This is a genomic window from Staphylococcus sp. HMSC65H10 (assembly GCF_001839185.1).
In the GTDB taxonomy this organism is placed as follows: domain Bacteria; phylum Bacillota; class Bacilli; order Staphylococcales; family Staphylococcaceae; genus Staphylococcus; species Staphylococcus simulans.
On sequence record NZ_KV840374.1, the window covers coordinates 1 to 574 of the forward strand.

Here is a 574-nt window from a genome sequence, read left to right on the forward strand (position 1 = left end):
GTGTTTTGACCAAATGGTTTTTTAATTGGTTGAATTGTTGGTTCATAAGTGTCTGAATCTTTCGGTCCTACGGTTACTTTCACATTCACTGTGTCTGTTGTTTTATCTGGATATGTCACTGTGACAGGGACTTGAGTTTCTCCACTAACTTGTCCATTTGGCAATTTATTTGTATCAACTGTGATTACAGGTTGAGTGCCTTCTTTAGGGAAGTTAGGTACATTTACTTTGCCTTTGACTTCTTCCACAGTAGTTGGAGTTCCATATGGTTTCGTAATTTCTCCTGTTGTTGGTTGATAAGTTTCAGAATTTTTTGGTCCGACTGTTACTTTCACATTTACTGTGTCTGTTGTTTTATCTGGATATGTCACTGTGACTGGGACTTGGAACACGCCACTTGTTTGACCATTTGGTAATTTTGTTGGATCCGTTATCGTTACTACAGGTGTGCCTTTTTCTTTAGGAAATTCTGGAACACTTACTTTTTCTTGAACTTCTTCCGCAGTAGTTGGTGTACCGTATGGTTTTGTGATTTCTCCTACTGTTGGTTCATATTTGTCTTTTTGTGGTTGTT

General features: G+C 38.0%; 1 protein-coding gene. It reads right to left on the reverse strand.

Translation table 11 applies throughout. From position 1 onward, the window contains the following. Window positions 1–574, reverse strand: a 574-nt coding sequence (locus HMPREF3270_RS09470; protein WP_256324367.1) for a Rib/alpha-like domain-containing protein, incomplete at both ends; no start/stop codon positions are given.